Below are 15530 nucleotides of genomic sequence, written 5' to 3' on the forward strand. Positions count from 1 at the left end.
TCACCTCTTTACAAATAATCCAAAAATTGCTCTGGCACTAACCTCAATTCTCCCGACTTAAACCGCTCGATTTCTACCCACAGGGCGGTTTTATTTCGCTTTCCCTCAGCAAACACTATGTTGTCCATCTGATAAAATTTTGGGTCGGCAAAGTCGCATTGATAAATTTGCAAAATTTCGTGACCTTGCTTGCCGTTGAAAGTGAAAAGGCTTTCCAAACAGCCCAAATATTTGATATTAGTTAATTCTGCCTGAATTTCTTCTTGAAATTCTCTTTTCAAGGCTTCGTAGCTGGTTTCGCCAAACTCGACACCACCACCCAAGGCGCGATAAAAATGTTCGTTTTTAACGGGGTCGTAGCCTTCACCGATAAAGATGCGATCGCCATCTTTAATCACTCCCAAACACAAAACCCTAATTTCACCTTCTTTGTGCATATTTTTCGTTAATTACCATCGTAAACAGAAGCTTGGTGTCTTTGTTCGATCGGCCAATCTTCATTTTCACCGCCAATAAACAATCTTTCTATTGTAACGTATTCTTTGCTCAATTGTTTGAGGGCGTTAATCAGGATATCAAGTGCGATCGCATCGCTAGTTCCCAAATCAAACCAGCAACGCGCCCACCTTCCCAAATACTCAAACTCGCCCATATTGTGCATCAGCGCCATCAAACTTTCATCAGCTGCATTTTCGTCATAATCCATGTCGCTGAGTTCTAAACCTGTATCTTGAACTTGGAGATTTTCAGCATTGAATCCTCCCAGTTTTCCCAAGAAAAACCAGGAATCGAAAACCTCTTCCAGATACTGTTTTTCTGAGTATGAAGGAACGGTACTGAACTCCAACCATATCCACAGATCGAACTGATTGTACTCGCGGAATTGAACTTGCATAGACAGGGGTTAGGGGTTAGGGCGTCGGGGCTAGGGGAGAAGAGAGGGATTAGGGGTTAGGTAAAGAGACAATTTGATGTGTTTTCGGGTGTCATTCCATGAGATTGTTTAATCTAAATTGGGTAACTGGCTGGCGATCGGGCCCCACTTGCCATCCATTTGTTTGACTTGATTTCGCAGCGCACTGCAATTACGCTCTTTGCGATCGATGCTAACTTGGTTTTTGCACTGTTCGCGTACAACTTGTGCAACCAAATCTTTGGGTAATTGCGCGGATTTTGTCAAGGCATTTTGGAAATATTCCTTAGCTTCTTGGTTTTTATCCAGTCCTACCAAAATTTGCGCTTTTAGGTATTGTAACTCTGGATTATCAGGCGTATTTCTGAGGGCGACATCCACATATTGCAGCGCCTTGTCATACTGTTTGAGATCCCGATATCCGACTGCCATCCCGCGATAAGCTAGATAGGGCGGAGCTGCTTTTTCTAAACGTTCGATCGCCTGTTGAGGATCGGTAAAAGGCAAATTGACCGAAATGAGTAAATCCATCCAGCCTTTAAGTAAATTTAGTTCCGGGTCGTTCGCATTAATTTTCTCCGCCGCATCCAATTCCCGGTACACCTCCTGCAACTTGCTCAAAGCTTGCGGCGCACCTTTAACAGTACCATTTTCGCCCACAATCGCAGCAGCCTCCAAAGCGTGACCCGCAGCTATGTAGAGATTACCGCGCAAAGGGTCAGTTGCTTTTAAATTTGCAGCGGTTTCGCGAGTTTTAGCAGCGTAGGATTTCAACGATTCCAACAAAGCCTTATTTTTTTTATCTCCCTGCCAATCAGTGTAAGCTAAAGATGCCTTCAAAGCATAAACCATCGGCTCGTTTGGCTCTTTAGATTCAGCTTCTGGCAGGTAAAGTTCTGCGGTTTCCTTATAGTTTCCCTCTTTAAACAGAGCCTTAAAAGCAGCTTCTGTGCTATTTCCAATTGGTTTGGGGTTACTGCTGCGAAAGGGATCTCCAGCTAAGATGGGGTTTGGCCACAAGCTGAGTGCGATCGCAGTAACACCGACGAAATGCCATTTACCACGCGGCGCGAAGTGCTTGCAGTACGCGCTGGTGAAGGCAGAAACAATCAGTTTGGCAGTAGGAAACAAATCCATCATCGCCTCAAAGCTGAAAAGGTGAACTACCCACACTAACCTGACGGTACAGTGTGGGCTTCCTGCCCAACAGAAAACGTAGTAGTGGATTTCTTGCGTCCTCCCTTACTCCGACTTACATCTGGGCAACAGGCTTTATCCCCCGTTCCAGAGGTCAAAATTCGTAGTCCCTCATCTCTGAGGTTAATGCTTGCATTCACATCCCTGTCGTGCTTAGTTTGGCACTTTTCACAAGTCCAAAATCTTACATCAAGAGGCAAACTGCCAACTTGATTAAGACACACATGACAGGTTTTTGAACTAGGGAAAAATCTATCAACTTCTAGATAAATTTTTCCTTCTATCTCTGCCTTGTATTTTAGCATGGTGCAAAATCTCCCCCAGCCAACTTGATGAATAGACTTGGCAAGTTTATGATTCCGCATCATCCCTTTAACGTTAAGATTCTCTACAACAATAACTTGGTTTTCGTTAACTATCCTACGTGATAGTTTATGCAGAAAATCTTCACGGCAATTAGTAATTTTTCTCTGAACTCTAGCCACCTTTTTTCTAGCTTTAATACGGTTAATAGAGCCTTTCTGTTTCCTAGATAGCTGCTGTTGTTTGAGTTTTAAATTCTTTTCATGCTTATTAAGTATTCTAGGATTATCAAATTTAGACCCATCACTCGTAACAGCAAAGTGAGTCAGCCCCAAATCAATACCTATTGCCTTACCTTCTACGCTTGAGCTAGGTTTATCTTTCCCATCATCAAGAAGAATTGATGCAAAGTATTGATTAGAACAGTTTTTGGATACAGTTACAGTTTTGATTTTACCCTCAACATATCTATGAATAATTGCCGATACATCTCCTATTTTTGGGAGAGTTAAATAACTCTCAGCAACTTTAACGTTTTGAGGGTATTGAATTGACTGTTTACCATGCTTAAATTTGAATCTAGGGTATTTAGCTCTTTTCTCAAAAAAGTTATTAAATGCCACCCCCAGATTCAAGCAAACTTGTTGTAAACACTGCGAGTAAGTTAGCGATAACCACTCATGCTCTTTCTTTAACTGAGGAATTATCTTTTTGACTTCATACCCAGACAATCCTTTACCAGTTTCTTTATATGTTTGATTCATCAAGTTCAGGCAATAATTCCAAAGCCAACGACAAGAGCCAAAAGCTTGCGCTAGTGACTGTTGTTGCTGGACATCTGGATATAATCTGACTTTGACGACTCTTAACATATTAGAGTGAAAAGAGTTTGCTATAAAAGAGTATAGCATAGAAAATGTTCGTTTTCTCCATTTCCTCTTCCCTTGCCTATGTCCTTCGGACAGGGTACGCCAACGGCATTGGTCAGAGGACTGTCGTCAACTCACCCGACGTTCATCCCACGCTGCCCTGTCGGGTCAGATGTGGGATGAATGTCGGTTCAAGCTAAATAAATGATGCCAAAGGTTTGGGCATCTCCTCACCTTTGACGCAAAGGTCGATTTCCCGTTCCAGTTTAGCGCTGCACTCAACAAGTCTGCCAAAATGAGGACAGTACGGTTTGTGTTTTTTACTGAATGCTCTATCTACGAGACCTGAGTTATCACCCTCCAGCTACCCCAACCGCTATCTTAAAATCGATTAACCTGGAATTAGCACCACAGGAGATGGGCCTAGCGATCGGCCCCAGCGGTTCTGGCAAAAGCACTTTATTAGAAATATTGGCTGGATTGAGTGAAAGCACATCTGGCAAAGTCTTATGGCGCGATCGAGAACTCATCGCCGACGATCTGCAACAATTAAGTGGCTTGGTATTTCAGTTTCCCGAACGGCATTTCTGCGGCAGCAGTATTTTAGAGGAATTGCGCCTGGGACATCCAGAATTGGGTTCTCAGCGAGTCAGAGAAGCTTTAACAGAAGTGGGACTGGAACATTTATCGTTGAACACTTCTCCCAATTCCTTAAGCGGCGGTCAGCAGCGACGCCTTGCTTTAGCGGTGCAGCTGATTCGTCAGCCGCCTCTGCTGTTGTTGGATGAACCCACGGCTGGACTGGATTGGTCGATGCGCCGTCAGCTGGTGAATTTATTAGCTAAGCTGAAAAGCCATTGGACTTTGTTTGTCGTGACGCACGATGCTGGCGATTTGTTGAGTATAGCTGACAAGTGCTGGACGCTCGATCGCGGCGAACTAAAGTCTGTCGATCCAGCTACACTCAAATCGGGAGAACAGAGGACTCCCGGAGAATTCCCAGTACCCAGTTCATAGTTACGACCGCTAATTAGCAATCCAAAATCTAAAATCCAAAATCTAAAATCCAAAATGTTGCCGGAGATGACTTCTGTTTGGCAGGAAACCTTAAATTGGCAACCGAATGCCGAACAGCAACAACAATTTCAACATCTTTACGAACTGATTTGTCGTGGAAATCAGCAGTTAAATTTAACTCGCATCACCGAACCGATCGAGTTTTGGGAAAAACATCTGTGGGATTCTTTGCGGGGAATCAAAAACGAATTGCAGATTTCAAATTTAAGATGGCAAATTGCAGAAGACAAGATTCAATCGGAAATCTCAAATCTCAAATATCAAGTTCCCAATTTCCATGTTATCGATATAGGAACTGGTGCGGGATTTCCGGGTTTGCCAGTTGCGATCGCGCAACCAAATTTCACTGTCACCCTACTTGATTCCACCCGTAAAAAAATTGCTTTTATCGAAACTGTAATAACTGAATTGAGTATAAAAAACGCTGTAACCCTAACTGGTAGATCGGAAGAAGTGGCGAAACAACCGCGACACAAAGCATCCTACGATCTAGCTTTAATTAGAGCAGTTGGTTCCGCATCAGTTTGTGCGGAATACGCACTACCTCTGCTTAAAGATGGAGGTTTGGCAATCCTTTATCGCGGACAGTGGACAGAAGAAGAAAGTTCTGCACTGCAACCAATACTGCAACGGCTGGGTGGAAAAATTGAATCGATCGATAGCTTTACAACTCCCTTGAGTAAAAGCGTGCGTCACTGCGTTCGTTTGCGGAAAGTTGCCTGCGAAAAGGAAATTAAAAATATAAAATTAAAAGTAAAATAACTTTTTTAATTAGCTTATGGCAAGCACAACATTTAAAGCGACAACGCTGTTGTTAACATTCTTACTCAGCGCCAGCACAGTTTATCCAACCCTAGCAGAAACGGATTATCAACGCTGGTTGCGAATGGCTGAAGCTGCTAGAAAAAGAGGCGATTACGATACAGCTTTAACGAATTATCAACGAGCGGCAGATGCCAGTCCAAATGGGCCAAACGATAATGACATCAACACAGCTATTGGTGAGGTTTTGGAACAAAGATTGCAAAGGTTGGAACGCATCGCCCCCAATTATGGCAGATACGTCAGAGTGGCAGACCGAGCTTACTCCAACGGCGAATACGATACAGCTATTGCTAATTATAGAAGAGCGCTGACTGTAAGACCGGGCGATCGCTATGCCACTGTGAGAATTCAGCAATCACAATGTATCAAAAAGTATCGACCGGCTACGGGGGCCCAGTTTAGAACATTTGGCTGTCCGACATTTTAACAGGATATGTCAAAAACCGAGGTTCTCACCTCGGTATAACTTTTGACTTTTTTAACCCCTAACTCCTTCTTCCCCTAGTCCCTAGCCCCGACGCCCTAACCCCTATTTCAAGCATTAGCTTGCTGCAAGCGTTTGTTAATTTCATCCCAGTTGAGAACATTCCACCAAGCATCTAAATATTCGGCGCGGCGGTTTTGGTATTTGAGATAATAAGCGTGTTCCCAAACATCGTTGCCCATGATAGGATAAGCACCATCCATTAACGGGCTGTCTTGGTTGGCTGTACTCGTTACCTGGAGTTTGCCGTCTTTGGTGCGTACCAGCCACGCCCAACCGCTACCGAAACGCTTCGCGCCAGCATCGTTAAACTGTTGCTTGAAGGCGGCAAAGCTGCCAAAATTAGTTTTGATGGCATCTGCGATCGCACCCGTAGGTTCTCCGCCACCATTCGGTTTCATAATTCTCCAGAACATACTGTGGTTGAGATGACCGCCGCCATTGTTGCGAACCGTAGTGCGAATATCCTCCGGGACGGTATTTAAGTTTTGCAGTAATTCTTCGACAGTCTTACCTTTGAGTTGGGGGTATTTGGCGATCGCACCGTTCAAGTTTGTCACATATGCCGCATGATGTTTATCGTGATGAAACTCCATCGTGCGAGCATCGATATATGGTTCTAAAGCATTGTAGGCATACGGTAAAGGCGGCAACTCAAACGCACCTGTGTTCTGCGCGACATTTGTCGTACTCCCAGAGGTAGATTTATTATCGGCTCTCGATATATTATCCCCAGATGCCAGACAAGCACCCACGGTAATCGAACTAACACTGGCTCCCAGTAAAATGAGGAAATGGCGGCGTGTGACAGTCATAAGCAGCACCAGCTAATGAATTGAGCGATTTAGTTAGCAGGTTTAATTTTCTCAGAATATAGGGTAAGACGCCTATAACATTTGGATGAATTTTGATAAAGCCTATAGTGATATATGAAGTATATCGCCTTTTCGATCGGCCTTCTCTTCCTCCTACTAGCTGCGCTAACAGTCTGGCAATGGGAAACGGTTTCTCGTCTTCTCGAACCTGTGATTGCCGACTCGGAAAATGTGCAGCCAACATCTCAGTTAAAAACGCCGTCAGAATTGCTGGAATACATCGTCGCTCATCCTGAAAATGTTTCCTTAGTTGCTTATGAAATTGGCAACTCAGAAACAGGAATTTTCTACCGCGATCGAGAGAAACGGCCTTTGGCTTCCACAATTAAGATTCTTATTTTAGCAGAATATGCCCGACAAGTCGAACAAGGAATACTTTCCCCCGATGAAGCGATCGATCTAAATTCCGTCAATCTTTATTACCTGCCCAACACAGATGGCGGAGCCCATCCTCAAGCCTTAAGATACTTCCGAGAAAAAAAGTATCTCAATGCAGAAAATAAAATTGCATTGCGGCATATTCCTAGTGCAATGATTCGGTACAGCAGCAACGCCGCCGCCGACTATTTAATCGAACGATTGGGACGAGAGAATATTGAAAAATTGCCATCAGTATTAGGGTTGCCTTCAGAAGATGTACCGCTTCCCATTATCGGTCAGTTTTTAAGTTGGGACGATACAGCAATATCAGCTTTGCCAGAAGAACGTTTAAAAATTTACTAGGCAATGAGTAAAACTGAATACACCAATTCAGTTTATAACTTAACATCTAAGTGGAAAAATGATGCCGCTTTTCGCGATCGAAAAATCAAAGATATGCTTAAATTTATCAGCATAAACGACCAACAGGCAATGGCAGAAGCTTTAAATCCCGGCGGAACAGCAAAGGCATACGCACAAATAATGGAGCGAATTTACACCGATTCATTGATTTCGCCAAACGCTTCCAGAATAATGCGCGAGTATTTAGAATGGCCTATGCAAAATGAGCCAGTCCGGGAAAAATTTGACGCCCTTGGTGCAAAAGGCGGTAGCTTACCCGGTATCTTAACAGAAGCTATGTATGCAAAGCAGAAAAATGCGGAACAAGGGAGAGTAGTAGCTCTATTTTTTGAAAATATTCCCTCCGATGAGTGGTTGCAGTTGATGCAAACCTATGTACAACAAGATTTTGAAATCAAACTTCTGACTGATAAGCAGTTTTTTGAGACAGTCAGACAGAAGTTACAGCACTTTTCAGGTAATTGAAGTACAGAGAAACTCCAATACTGCACGAGTTTTGGAATTGTAGGAATTGTAGGTTGGGTTGAGCGATAGCGAAACCCAACACTAAGGTGTACTGCACGGGTTTTGGAATTGTCTGTTGGGTTTCCTGGCGTCAAATTTTCAGGTAATTGAAGTACAGAGAAACTCCAATACTGCACGGGTTTTGGAATTGTAGGAATTGTAGGTTGGGTTTCCTGGCGTCAACCCAACCTACGAAAACTGGGGTGTACTGTAGAGACGTTTCATGAAACGTCTCTACAATGAAATGACCAAAAATTGAAGGGGGTAACAAACCCGAATTTGGTATAAAGCCTCCTCATATGATTTCACACAAAATTAAAGTTTGATGCCGTTGGCGTTGCATCAACCTGTACAATATTTCTTGCCGTACTACCATTTACACCACCAGCAGAACCATCTTGGTTGGCAATTGGGTCATAACCCACAAACCAAGTTGAACCGCCTGACGAGTAAATATAGAAAACAGGATTTGCCGACGTACCATTTTGGGCAGCCAATGCTGCATCCAGCTGAGCAACACTGGTAAAGTTAATACTCGCAGAGAAGATAATTAGATTCTTGCCACTAATACTCTCGCCACCAGGACCCTTAGTTAAAATCGTTACAGGTGAGGCACTAGAGATATTTCCGAAGTTGGCTGAAGTGAATTGAAATTTGTCCCCACCAGCCTGAAATTGACCACTACCAAATTTATCTGTGACGCCAGTTGGCGGAACGTTCATCCAAGAAATAATATCATTGCCATTGCCGGGATTAATGGTGTCAACAGAAGCATCGTTGCCCTGCATTAAGTCAACAGCACCACCTCCAGTTAGGACGTTAGACAGGTTGTTCCAATCATTATCGGTGATGTTATTTTGCGCTGAATTCTGCGCTCCTATGATAAAGTCACCAGAATTTGCCGATGAAACCGATGTGAGGGTAATTATCACTGTCTCATCCGGCTCGTTAATCGTAAAATCGTCGATTATACTGGCAAAAATCTTGGCACTGGTTGCGCCCTGTGGGATAGTTATCGAACCAGTTGTCCCCGAAGTAGTAAAAGTCATGCCGGACGAACCAGACAGAGTGTAATCGTTACCACTTGCCTGCCCAACAGTAGCTGTTCCCGACATATTGAAATTCACAGTTACACCCCCTGCTGGTGCAGGAGATTCGAGGTTGATAGTAAAGTTGCGTGGGGTTGCCCCAACACCAAGATTATTCTCTTGGAAATTTGTAACTGCACCGTTTACCGTAAATGGACTAACAGTAACTGAGGCAGGAGTCACCTTACCTTTAATTTGGAAATCAAAGGGATTTTCTACCCCGTCACCCCCATCACCATCATTGTTGTCAAACTGTAACGTTCCACTGACATCACCAACACTCTGACCATTAAGTTGAACACTAAAAGTAGCTGAACCTCCAGGTCCTATAGTGCTGGGAGGAGTCCCCACGAAACTGAAACCATTTGGCAATTTCCAATTACTCATGGAAAGATTTGCATTGCCAGTGTTGATGACAATAAACGATTTCGATTTGGGTACGTTTAATGGAGTAGACCCAATATCAATGGGAGTTGTGCTTCCATCCGGAATGTTGGGAGTTGAACTGCTAGTATCAAGAACGACGATTTCGGGAGCGGGTATAGTTTGCACTGTCCCTGAAATCGGGAAATAGAAAGGATTTTCTACCTTGCCATCGAGATCGGAGTCATTGTTGCTAAACAAAATTGTGCCAGTATAATTCCCAGCGCTGTTGGCATCAAGTTTTACAGTAAAGTTTGTTGATGAACCGGGTGCTATAGTCGTACTGCCAAAAGGTGTTGCCACACTGAAACCTGTTGGCAAACTCAACTTACCCAGAGTGAGATTGTCAGTGCCACTATTTTTGATAGTGAAGGTTTGAGTAAGGCTTGTACCGACTGTGGTAGTGCCAAAATTTATTGGCGTTTCCGTGGCGCTATCAATGTTATTGCTTAGCTGATCGGATACCCCAATTTCTGCGTTTGGTGGTGGTAAAGGTAACACAGTACCGGTAATGACAAAATCGAAGGGATTTTCGACTCCATCGCCGCCATCGCTGTCGTTATTACCTATTTCTAAAGAACCTTGGTATTTCCCACCCTGATTTGCATCTAATCTGATCTGGAAAGTTGTAGATTGTCCTGGTGCTACGGAACCAGGGATATTTCCCACCAAACTGAAACCATCTGGCAATTTCCATCCGCTTAGGGTCAGGGTATCGGTGCCGATATTGTTGATGGTGAAGGTTTTAAATTTTGATACTCGCAGATCCGTAGTACCAAAGTCTATAGGTGTTGTGCTGCCATCGGTGATATTAGTACCGCCATCCTTCACTTCGATTTCTGGATTGGCGGTGGGTGTCCCGGTGACTGTGCCGGCGATCGCAAAATTAAACGGATTTTCATCGCTGTCGTTATTGGCAACGACGATCTCACCTTGGTAAGTCCCGACGTTAGAGGTATCTAAGCGCACATCGAAAGTTTTGGAACTCGCTGGCGCTACGCTACCGGGAATCGTTCCCACTAAACTGAAACCTTTTGGCAGAGTCCATCCGCTTAAGGTCAGCGTATCGCTGCCGGTATTATTGATGGTGAAGGTTTTGATGTTAGATGCACCCACATTGCTACTGCCAAAGTTAATCGGCGTTGTGCTGCCATCATTAATGTTATTACCGCCATCCTTCACTTCGATTTCTGGATTAGCGGTGGGTGTCCCGGTGACGGTGCCGGCGATCGCAAAATTGAACGGATTTTCATCGCTGTCATTATTGGCAATGACAATCTCACCTTGGTAATTCCCGACAGTAGAGGTATCTAAGCGCACATCGAAAGTTTTGGAACTCGCTGGCGCTACGCTACCGGGAATCGTTCCCACTAAACTGAAACCTGTTGGCAGAGTCCATCCGCTTAAGGTCAGCGTATCGCTGCCGGTATTATTGATGGTGAAGGTTTTAATATTTACTTCGCCTGCTTTGCTGGTGCCAAAGTTTATAGGTGTTGTGCTGCCATCGGTGATATTGGTAGCGCCATTGAAAACATCTATTTCCGGATTTGCTGTTGGTGTATCGGTTACCGTTCCGGCGATCGCAAAATCGAAGGGATTTTCAATGCCATCACTGCCATCACCATCATTATTATCGATTTCTAGCTTTCCGTTAGTTGTCCCGACACTACCTGCATCAAATTTTAACTTGAAAGTAGCCTGAGAACCGGGTAATACTATTCCGGGAACAGCACTAACAAAACTAAAACCATCTGTCAATTTCCATAGTGTGAGATTAAGTTGTTCGCTGCCAGTATTTTTGACTGTGAAAGTTTTAGTAATCGCTGTTCCCAGTTTGGTTGTGCCGAAGTTAAAAGGCGTGGTACTACCATCAACGATATTGTTATTTTGCTCATCCAAAACTTGAATTTCTGCCTTGGATGTTGACGTACCGCTTACGGTTCCAGAAATAGCAAAATTGAAAGGATTTTCATCGGCATCGTTATTGCCAACGGAGATATCTCCTTTGGTAGTACCCGCCGTATTTGCATCAAATTTAATTTGGAAAGTACTCTCAGTAGCATTGCCTACAATTCCCGGAAGCGTACCGACAAAACTGAATCCATTCGATAAACTCCAGTTGCTTAAGTTAAGCGCAGCGCCACCGAGGTTTTTGACTTTGAATGTTTTGATAATTGGTACACCCAGAGGCGTTGTACCGAAGTCGAAAGGTGTTGTGCTGCCATCGGCAATATCGTTATTTGCATCGCTCAAAACTTGAATTTCTGGACTTGTTGGCGGTACGGGAGTTACCGTGCCGGCGATAGCAAAATTAAACGGATTTTCGTCGGCGTCGTTGTTGCCAATATCTAAATTTCCTTGGTAATTACCACCAGCAATTGCCTCCAACTTGACATCAAAAGTAGATGAACTTCCGGGTGCGACAATCCCTGGTAAAGTTCCCACTATGCTGAAGCCAGTTGGCAATGTCCAGCCACTCAAATTAAGTGCTGTATTCCCCAAATTTTTGACTGTAAAAGTTTTAGTAATAGGTACACCTAAAGAGGTCGTGCCAAAGTTTATTGGAGTTGTCGTACCATCAATAATATCGGTGGCGTTATCGAGTACTTGAATTTCTGGATTCGATGCTTGTGCGTTGACAACACCGCTGATGTTAAAGTTGTAAGGATTTTCATCAGAATCGTTATTGACAAAGGAAATGATTCCGTTATAACTACCGATATTTGTGGCATCTAATTTGACATCAAAACTTGTCGTATTGCCGGGAGTTATAGTTGTATTTTGGAACTGATTGACGAGGGTAAAACCGTTTGGCAAACTGTTAATTGCACCGAGAGTCAGGTTAGCATTACCGATATTTTTGACGGTGAAGGTTTTGGTTACAGATGTACCAACAGTAGTTGTACCGAAATTAACGTTACCCGTATTATCGGCAATGATTGTATTGCTCTCAATTACATCAATTTCTGGGGCGTTGTTAGGGGTATTCGCATCATCATTAATAATCGTGTAAGTTGCAGTTTGCTGACTGCCAAGAGTTGCGCCGCCGATGGGATTGACCAATCTCAAATTAATTGTTTCGTCCGCTTCGACAGATGTATCTCCAAAAATGGGCAGGGCGACTGTTTTGCTAGTTTCGCCACTGTTGAAAGTGATGGTGATGGGAGAAATATTGATGTAATCGCTGCCATCTGTAGCGCTGCCAGGTGGATTATCTACTATTGCTTGAACGCTGACAATGCCATCGCTGCCACCTGTGCGTTGAACGGTGGCAACAACTTTGTTGGGGATGCCGCTATTACCTTCGTTATCGCTATAACTGGCGGCGGTAAATGAGAGAACGCCAGTACCCTTGGTAGGTGACGGCGTGCTGCCGTCATTATCTACGATTGTGAGGGTGGCAATATTTTGCTGCCCAATCGTTACCCCTCCGGTGGGTTCGGTGAGGGTTAAAATAACTGTTTCGTTGCCTTCAATAAGGGTATCGTCGAGAACGGGGACGTTAATAATTTTGGGGGCGGTATCTCCATCTGCCCAAGTGACAGTGATGAAGTTGTTGCTGTAATCGGCGGGGGATACTAAGGGAGGGGCAGAACCGATCGCAGTACCGCCATTTAGCAGAACTTTTGCACTCACAGCGCCGCTACTGCCACCGATGCGATTTACGGCGATCAATGACAGGAGTGTGCCATCTTCACCAACGGCGTAGAGAGGGCCGCTAAATTGAATTGTACCTGGGTTAGATGATGGTGGATTATTGCTATCGATAATTCTGACTTCGGCTGTTTTGGGTGGGGCAACGGTGGCACCGTTGTTGGGGAAACCCAAGGCGGCGTTAAATGTTTCTTCTCCTTCTGGTATGGTATCGCTAACGATCGGAATAACTATAGTTTTCGCGGTCTCTCCGGGGGCGAAGTTAAGTTCGATCGGATTGCCATTGTAGTCCTGGGATGATTTGGCGGTGCCATCTGATAAGAAAACGATCGCACCGACAGCTGCATCCAAATTACCTGTACGAGTTACCGTTACTAAAGTTTCGGGCGTACCGTCTTCTCTAACGCGGTATGTTGACTGACTGAACGACAAGTAGTTGTCAATGCGGATCGTCGAGTAAGTGAAATTAGCTTTGGTAATTGTATTGCTATTAACCCCTTTCAAATTCGCTAAAAATTCGCCGGTGGATTTGTCCTGGATTATGGTATTACTTTGGTTTTCACCGCTACCTTGAAAGATATTCAAATCGTCAAAAGTTAATCCACCGGTGAGGCCAATTAAATCCAAACCATAGCCAAAATCGACGATTAAGTCGGCATCGCCGATATTCGGGCCACCTGTGCTGGCAAAACCGGGTTTATCGTTGCGTCTGCCGATGACGAATACATCGTCGCCGCTACCACCTTCGAGGGTGTCTGTACCTAAGTCTCCCCAAAGAACGTCGTTGTCTTTGTCACCGTAGAGTAAGTCGTTGCCTTGACCTCCCCAGATGGTATCGTTGTTGTCACCGCCGCGAACTGTGTCTTGACCTTGGTTGCCGTAAACTAAGTCTTCGCCTTCGTTGCCATTGATGATGTCGTCGCTACCCAGACCGCAGATGGTATCTTTACCTTTTCCGCCAAAGAGAAGGTCTTTGCCATCTTTGCTGGTGTCTGTCTCCACAGTTACGGTACTGAAGACCACAACACTTATAGTTGTTTCAAATGTCTCAGTATTGGCATCGCCATATAGCAGGTCGTTACCCTCGCCACCTATAACAGTGTCATCGCCTTTGTCGCCATAAACTGTGTCGTCGCCTTTGTCGCCAAATAGTAAGTCATTGTTATCGCCACCCCTTACAAGATCTTCGCCTTGACCGCCACAAGCTGTGTCGTTGCCTTCATTGCCGTTAATGATATCTGCGTCTTGATTGCCGTATAGAAGGTCGTCGCCACCCAGACCGTAGATAATATCTTCGCCTTCATTTCCGTATAATACGTCGTCGCCATCTTGACTGAAGTCTGTATTTATATCTTCGTCGCCGACTAAAAAGTCGTTACCCTCGCCACCATATCCCGTGTCGTCGCCTAGATCTCCATAAACGGTATCGTTGTCTTTGTCACCAAATAGGGAGTCATTGTTATTCCCACCTCTAACAAGATCGTCGCCTTGACCGCCGCAAACTGTGTCTTTGCCTGTGTTGCCGTTAATGATATCTGTGTCTTGATTACCAAATAATAGGTCGTCGCCGCCCAGACCGTAGATAATATCTTCGCCTTCATTTCCGTATAATACGTCGTCGCCATCTTGGCTGAAGTCTGTGTTTAACTCTCGATCACCTATCAGTAGGTCGTTACCCAGACCGCCATAGCCCGTATCGTTGCCCAAATCCCCATAAACGGTATCGTCGCCTTTGTCTCCGAAAACCCAGTCATCATCTTGACCTCCCCGAACAAGGTCTTCGTTTTGACCGCCACGAACTAAGTCTTTGCCTTGGTTGCCATTGAGGATATCTGAGTCTTCGTTACCGTTGATAGTGTCATCCCCTTCCATTCCGAAAACGATGTCGTCGCCTGCAAATGCGCGAATTATGTCTGTAATGGATGAGGAAGTCAGGAAATCTTTGCCGGATGTTGTCTTATAGTTATCCACTTTTTTATCCTCTTCGGTAGATGTACTGAAAAAAAGTAATTTTATCCTCCTGATTATGAGGCCAATAGGGATAATACGTACAAACTTTTATAGCGTATCCTCCTTAAGGGAGATTTGCAAAGGCACTTAACTATCTAAATTCAAACAATTTATTTGCTAAGGACTGTTTGGCAAAGGCTCATAAAAACTTCTCACCTTTTGATAAGGCTGACAATTGGGTAGAGAATTATACTGAATAATGAGGTCGATGCACGATGGTAACAGGGTTTTTTCCGAATGGAAAAATTAATGACAGACCAGACTTGGCTTTTTAGCTTTTCTGGTATGAGGAGTAAAAATTTTGACCAATAACCCTTTAACTGTCCTAAACTTAATACCCATGAAAAGAGGCTTGCCTGCGATCGCAACCTTGTAAATGCACCTGTATAAACGCGATCGTCCCCCACCCAAATCTGTAAATGCACCCATCTGTAATATTACTAACAAGGGTTTCGCTCAGAACGGCCAATTTTTTCTTTGCAGGATCATAACACCAAAAGTGTTACTTACTTCTAACTTACCCAG

11 protein-coding genes are annotated in these 15530 nt (G+C 44.2%); 5 read left to right on the forward strand and 6 right to left on the reverse strand.

What is annotated here, in order from left to right:
- Positions 1-8: 8 nt before the first annotated feature.
- The 4 genes from ACE1CD_RS18405 to ACE1CD_RS18420 form a co-directional block, all read right to left on the reverse strand.
- Complete coding sequence (locus tag ACE1CD_RS18405; RefSeq protein ID WP_374825973.1) at positions 9-437, reverse strand: NUDIX hydrolase; 429 nt, start codon at positions 435-437, stop codon at positions 9-11.
- Positions 438-445: 8 nt separating this feature from the next.
- Positions 446-895 (reverse strand): DUF3531 family protein, encoded by a 450-nt coding sequence (locus ACE1CD_RS18410; RefSeq protein WP_374825974.1) that lies wholly within the window; start codon positions 893-895, stop codon positions 446-448.
- Between the two features lie 108 nt (positions 896-1003).
- Entirely contained in the window at positions 1004-2053 is a 1050-nt protein-coding gene (locus ACE1CD_RS18415) for a Sll0314/Alr1548 family TPR repeat-containing protein (protein WP_374791400.1), read from the reverse strand.
- Between the two features lie 32 nt (positions 2054-2085).
- Complete coding sequence (locus ACE1CD_RS18420; RefSeq protein WP_374825975.1) at positions 2086-3285, reverse strand: RNA-guided endonuclease InsQ/TnpB family protein; 1200 nt, start codon at positions 3283-3285, stop codon at positions 2086-2088.
- Positions 3286-3609: 324 nt separating this feature from the next.
- Here ACE1CD_RS18420 and ACE1CD_RS18425 point away from each other — a divergent pair, with 324 nt between their 5' ends.
- Genes ACE1CD_RS18425 through ACE1CD_RS18435 form a run of 3 tightly spaced genes read left to right on the forward strand, consistent with a single transcriptional unit; the run spans position 3610 to position 5611 of the window.
- Positions 3610-4299 carry an ABC transporter ATP-binding protein gene (locus ACE1CD_RS18425; RefSeq protein ID WP_374825976.1) on the forward strand — a complete coding sequence of 230 codons (690 nt, stop codon included), beginning with the start codon at positions 3610-3612 and terminating at the stop codon, positions 4297-4299.
- 54 nt (positions 4300-4353) lie between these two features.
- Complete coding sequence (rsmG, locus tag ACE1CD_RS18430) at positions 4354-5121, forward strand: 16S rRNA (guanine(527)-N(7))-methyltransferase RsmG (protein ID WP_374825977.1); 768 nt, start codon at positions 4354-4356, stop codon at positions 5119-5121.
- Between the two features lie 16 nt (positions 5122-5137).
- Entirely contained in the window at positions 5138-5611 is a 474-nt protein-coding gene (locus ACE1CD_RS18435) for a tetratricopeptide repeat protein (protein ID WP_374825978.1), read from the forward strand.
- A gap of 107 nt (positions 5612-5718) precedes the next feature.
- Here the strand turns inward: ACE1CD_RS18435 and ACE1CD_RS18440 are convergent, their stop codons facing one another.
- A complete protein-coding gene (locus ACE1CD_RS18440) occupies positions 5719-6483 on the reverse strand; it encodes a superoxide dismutase (protein WP_374825979.1) in 765 nt (254 codons plus the stop codon).
- Between the two features lie 114 nt (positions 6484-6597).
- On the opposite strand from ACE1CD_RS18440, the gene ACE1CD_RS18445 reads away from it, so the two are divergent.
- Positions 6598-7266 (forward strand): serine hydrolase, encoded by a 669-nt coding sequence (locus ACE1CD_RS18445; protein ID WP_374825980.1) that lies wholly within the window; start codon positions 6598-6600, stop codon positions 7264-7266.
- Between the two features lie 3 nt (positions 7267-7269).
- Positions 7270-7791: a hypothetical protein gene (locus tag ACE1CD_RS18450; RefSeq protein WP_374825981.1), complete on the forward strand. Its 522-nt coding sequence runs from the start codon at positions 7270-7272 to the stop codon at positions 7789-7791.
- A 344-nt stretch (positions 7792-8135) separates the two neighbouring features.
- Here ACE1CD_RS18450 and ACE1CD_RS18455 read toward each other — a convergent pair whose 3' ends face one another.
- Positions 8136-14966 carry a choice-of-anchor D domain-containing protein gene (locus ACE1CD_RS18455; RefSeq protein ID WP_374825982.1) on the reverse strand — a complete coding sequence of 2277 codons (6831 nt, stop codon included), beginning with the start codon at positions 14964-14966 and terminating at the stop codon, positions 8136-8138.
- Between the last annotated feature and the right edge of the window lie 564 nt (positions 14967-15530).

Source organism: Aerosakkonema sp. BLCC-F183 (assembly GCF_041929145.1).
Classification (GTDB): Bacteria; Cyanobacteriota; Cyanobacteriia; order Cyanobacteriales; family Aerosakkonemataceae; genus Aerosakkonema.